The sequence below is a fragment of the Ligilactobacillus acidipiscis DSM 15836 genome (assembly GCF_001435755.1).
In the GTDB taxonomy this organism is placed as follows: Bacteria; Bacillota; Bacilli; order Lactobacillales; family Lactobacillaceae; genus Ligilactobacillus; species Ligilactobacillus acidipiscis.
In genome coordinates this window covers 1-4,117 of record NZ_AZFI01000166.1, presented here as the reverse complement: position 1 = coordinate 4,117, position 4,117 = coordinate 1, and the positions used below count along the sequence as shown (strand labels likewise).

Below are 4,117 nucleotides of genomic sequence, written 5' to 3'. Positions count from 1 at the left end.
GTCACATTTCCACTTGTAACACTTACTTTGCTCGACTTTGCGTCACATTTGCCAAATCTACTAGGATAACACAATGATCCTAATAAAAAACGACCGCACCTCATCATCAAATGAGGCACAGCCGTCCTAAAAATAAGCTGGAGAAAGCGCTGATTGACTTCTCTAGCTCATTTTCATACTAAGAACTAACTTTATCCAAGCTCTCAGTAATTTCTTTTGCTCATATTATTTAGCAGGAACCTTATCTTGCAATGATTGGAGATAATTAAAGGCTTCTTGTCCAGCGATACCACCATCGCCAACCGAAGTAGTGATCTGACGAAGATCCTTCTGACGAACATCACCAACTGCAAAAATTCCCGGCACACTCGTCTTCATTTTTTCATCAGTCTTGATCCATCCTTTATCGTCAGTAATACCTAAGTCTAAGAAAGGTTGGGTCATTGGCTGATTACCAACATAAATAAAGACCCCATCGACATCTTTAACACTATCCTCGCCGGTTTTTTTGTTGTGTGTCTGAACTCCAGTGACCTTTTGTCCATCACCTAAAATTTCTGTGACAATTGTATCCCAAGTAAAACCGATTTTATCGTTAGCAAATGCGCGATCCTGTAAAATCTTTTGGGCACGCAATTGATCTCTGCGATGAATAATATTAACTGCGGACGTCATTTGAGAAAGATACCCGCCTTCTTCAACAGCAGAATCTCCCCCGCCAATCACAGCAACTGGTTTGTTCTTAAAGAACGCACCATCACAAACTGCACAGTATGAAACACCGCGACCACTATAATCATCTTCACCCGGAACTCCCAGTTTTCGATATTCTGAACCCGTAGCAATGATCAATGCCTGTGTTTCATAGACATCACTATCTGTGGTGATAGTCTTTAAACCGTCGGCTGCAACAGAAACACTTTCAACACTTCCATAGGCATATTCCGCATCAAACTGGGTAGAACTTTGGTACATTTTTTCAGCCAGATCTGGTCCTAGAATTGACTTAAAACCAGGGTAATTCTCGACCTCTGCCGTATTGTTCATTTGACCGCCATAAATGCCACGGTCTAACATCAAAACAGATAAATTAGCCCGAGAAGCGTACAAAGCAGCTGTCATTCCACCTGGTCCAGCACCGATAACTATCACATCATAACTTTTTGCCATTAGCCATTCCTTCCTTCTCTTTTACCATGTATTCATATTAGCTTACTTTTTGTAAGCTGTCTAGTAAAACACTCACTTTTATTTTTCTTGGTCTTGTTTTGCAAAAGACTGTTGCCCATCAAGATACCATGGAGCATAAGGCTGCCAATATCTACGGTGTAATAACCATAAAATTGAACCAATAAACAGTACAAGCGATAACCATTGAGAAACACGCAACGGCCCGAGCATCAAACTATCTGTCCGCATTCCTTCTACAAAAAAACGGCCAAATGAGTACCAGATCACATAACCGAAAAAGACTTCTCCTTGTTTGAACAAGTGGTTTTTTCGTCTTAATAGTATTAAGATAACAAAGCCTAAAACATCCCAAACCGATTCGTACAAAAATGTCGGCTGGTAATAAATACCATTAATGTTCATCTGATCAATAATAAAATGAGGTAAATGCAAATTTTGTAAAAAATTCAAACTTGTAGCTCTTCCGTGAGCTTCCTGATTCATAAAGTTACCCCAGCGGCCAATTCCTTGCGCTAAAATCACATTGGGGGCAATCACATCCAAAAAAAGCCAACTTGAGATCTGCTGATGGCGGCAATAAACTAGCAGGACTAACACAGCTGCGATCAAACTACCATAAATCGCGATCCCGCCATCCCAGATCCGATAAATTTCGCTTGGGTTAGCCAGATAATATGGCCACTCAAAGATTACGTAATAAAGTCGCGCACCGATCAAGGAAAACGGTAAAGCCCACAAAAGAAAATCATAAAAATAGTCATCTTTCAAGCCGCGTTTCTGACCTTCTTTAACAGAAAGTGCCGCAGCCAAAATAACTCCACAAGCAATGATCACACCGTACCAACGGATCTCAAAGGGTCCAAATTTTAGCGCAATCGGATTCAAGGCACCCAACACAAAATCCATACATTAATTATCTCCTTACAATAGATTAAGACCAAACTACTCTGAAGCTCAATAATTTAGTCTTGCCATAAATATTTTAATTTCAATTGGACATTAACTTAATTATTGAGCGAATTTTTTTTGATCAACCGATTTAGATTATCCTCAAACTTCTGTGTTGCATCATACCCCATTGATTTTGCCCGGAAGTTCATAGCGGCCGATTCAATTATAATGGCCATATTCCGACCAACTTTAACCGGAATATTGATCTTAGGCAGGGATACACCGAATAGTTCATATTGCTGTTCACCACTACCCAAGCGGTCATATTGCTTATCAGCGGACCAGTTTTCCAAATTAACGATCACCGAAATATTAGTGTTTTGTCGTACTGAGCCTGCACCAAAAAGATTCATGACATCAATAATACCAACTCCGCGGATCTCAAGCAAATGATTGAGAATTTCAGGGGCTTCACCGACCAAAGTACGCTCATCTTGCTGGTAGATCTCCACACGATCGTCCGCAATCAGGCGATGTCCACGCTTGATAAGTTCCAGAGCAGTTTCAGACTTTCCTACACCAGAATCTCCTGTGATCAAAACTCCCAAGCCATAAATATCCATCAAAACACCGTGTACTGAACGACGTTCTGATAACTTCGCCTGCAAAAAATCAGTCAAACGTGAAGATAAACGAGTCGTAGATAACTTGGATCTTAAAATCGGAATACTGTGTCTTTTACTGGCTTCTTCCAGTTCAAGCGGCACAGGCAAAAAACGAGACACCAAGAAACACGGGGTATTTTTACCGCACATCTTGTCCATGATCCGAGCTCGTTCGTCTTTCTTCATTTTATGTGAATAAGAGATCTCAGTCATTCCTAACAGCTGGATCCGTTCGGCTGGATAATAATCAAAGTATCCTGTCATTTCTAATCCTGGTCGTGAGATATCACTAGTCACAATATAGCGAGAATCCAAATTAACTCCCCCACTATAAACTACCAGGTCACATTCCTCGACTAATTCTTGTACACTGACTTTATTCAAATTGAAACCTCCCACAGACATCTATTATCTTATGTAAAAATAAGGGAAAGACCATTGCTTCCCCTTATTGAAAATAGACTAATTCTTTTCTACAACCATTATACAGTTTTTATAGTGAAAAGCGATCAGTCACGATCAAGTTTACTAAACTAACGATCAGTGAAACCAGAAAGGCACTACCAAAGCTTGAAAAGCTAAAAACTGTACTCCCCACAAAATAAGACGTCATTTCCAAGATAAAAGCATTGATAAAAAGATAGAAAAAACCCAAAGTCAACATAGTGATCGGAAGTGACAAAATCACAAGAATGGGTTTCACAAAAGCATTTAACAAGCTTAAAACTACCGCTGCCAGCACTGCGATCCATAAATTAGCGACATGAAACTGATTTGGAAGCAATCCTGCTGCAGCAACAAATATCAAAGCATTAACTAAAACACGTTTAATGAAATTCAATTGCTCTTCCTTTCATGTGCATCATGTAATACTTTTCGCCCAGTTTGCGACTGAGTGGAATGCGAGTTATTCCTCATCTTTGCACCAGGATCAACATTGTGGAAAAATGAGGACCATGTCCCTCCCGCAGTTTCTTGCGGTATTGCCAAATATAATATCAAGTAGATCCCAACAGGTAAAATTGCCAGTCGGGGGATCAAAGAACAAATCAAAGTAAAGATCAAATACCCGATCCGTACGTATTTTGATTGAATATCAAAATATTCGGCAATTCCTCCACAAACACCTGCCAAAAAGCGATCAGACGATGAACGGCGTATTTTTTTCTTCAAAAAATCATTCCTCCAAAAATTATTAATGTCATTTTTACAGTACTTACAAAATAGCTATTTAACTAAATTCAGCTTTTACGGGTACTCTAACATAAATTTTACATGCTTATGATTTTGACTGCAATATTTGTGTTTCTACTTCGTTTAGATTTAAGAAATAATTAGTTACCTGAATTATTCATACTTTTCCCTTAAGG

General features: G+C 39.3%; 5 protein-coding genes. All 5 read right to left on the bottom strand.

Going from position 1 to position 4,117, the window contains the following annotated elements; translation table 11 throughout:
- Positions 1–225: 225 nt before the first annotated feature.
- Positions 226–1,170: a thioredoxin-disulfide reductase gene (gene trxB, locus FC65_RS09130; RefSeq protein ID WP_010497957.1), complete on the bottom strand. Its 945-nt coding sequence runs from the start codon at positions 1,168–1,170 to the stop codon at positions 226–228.
- Positions 1,171–1,248: 78 nt separating this feature from the next.
- Positions 1,249–2,097 carry a prolipoprotein diacylglyceryl transferase gene (gene lgt / locus FC65_RS09125; RefSeq protein WP_056972432.1) on the bottom strand — a complete coding sequence of 283 codons (849 nt, stop codon included), beginning with the start codon at positions 2,095–2,097 and terminating at the stop codon, positions 1,249–1,251.
- Positions 2,098–2,195: 98 nt separating this feature from the next.
- Positions 2,196–3,131 carry an HPr(Ser) kinase/phosphatase gene (gene hprK / locus FC65_RS09120; protein ID WP_082619078.1) on the bottom strand — a complete coding sequence of 312 codons (936 nt, stop codon included), beginning with the start codon at positions 3,129–3,131 and terminating at the stop codon, positions 2,196–2,198.
- A 109-nt stretch (positions 3,132–3,240) separates the two neighbouring features.
- Positions 3,241–3,588, bottom strand: a complete 348-nt coding sequence (locus FC65_RS09115; protein ID WP_010497945.1) for a phage holin family protein — start codon at positions 3,586–3,588, stop codon at positions 3,241–3,243.
- Positions 3,585–3,920: a PspC domain-containing protein gene (locus tag FC65_RS09110; RefSeq protein WP_010497943.1), complete on the bottom strand. Its 336-nt coding sequence runs from the start codon at positions 3,918–3,920 to the stop codon at positions 3,585–3,587. Before FC65_RS09110 ends, FC65_RS09115 begins: the two co-directional genes overlap by 4 nt.
- Positions 3,921–4,117 lie beyond the last annotated feature (197 nt).

What these genes read in the sequence shown, in the direction of transcription:
- trxB (WP_010497957.1), bottom strand. Translation starts at nt 1,170, where the DNA reads ATGGCAAAAAGTTATGATGTGATAGTTATCGGTGCTGGACCAGGTGGA.
- lgt (WP_056972432.1), bottom strand. Translation starts at nt 2,097, where the DNA reads ATGGATTTTGTGTTGGGTGCCTTGAATCCGATTGCGCTAAAATTTGGA.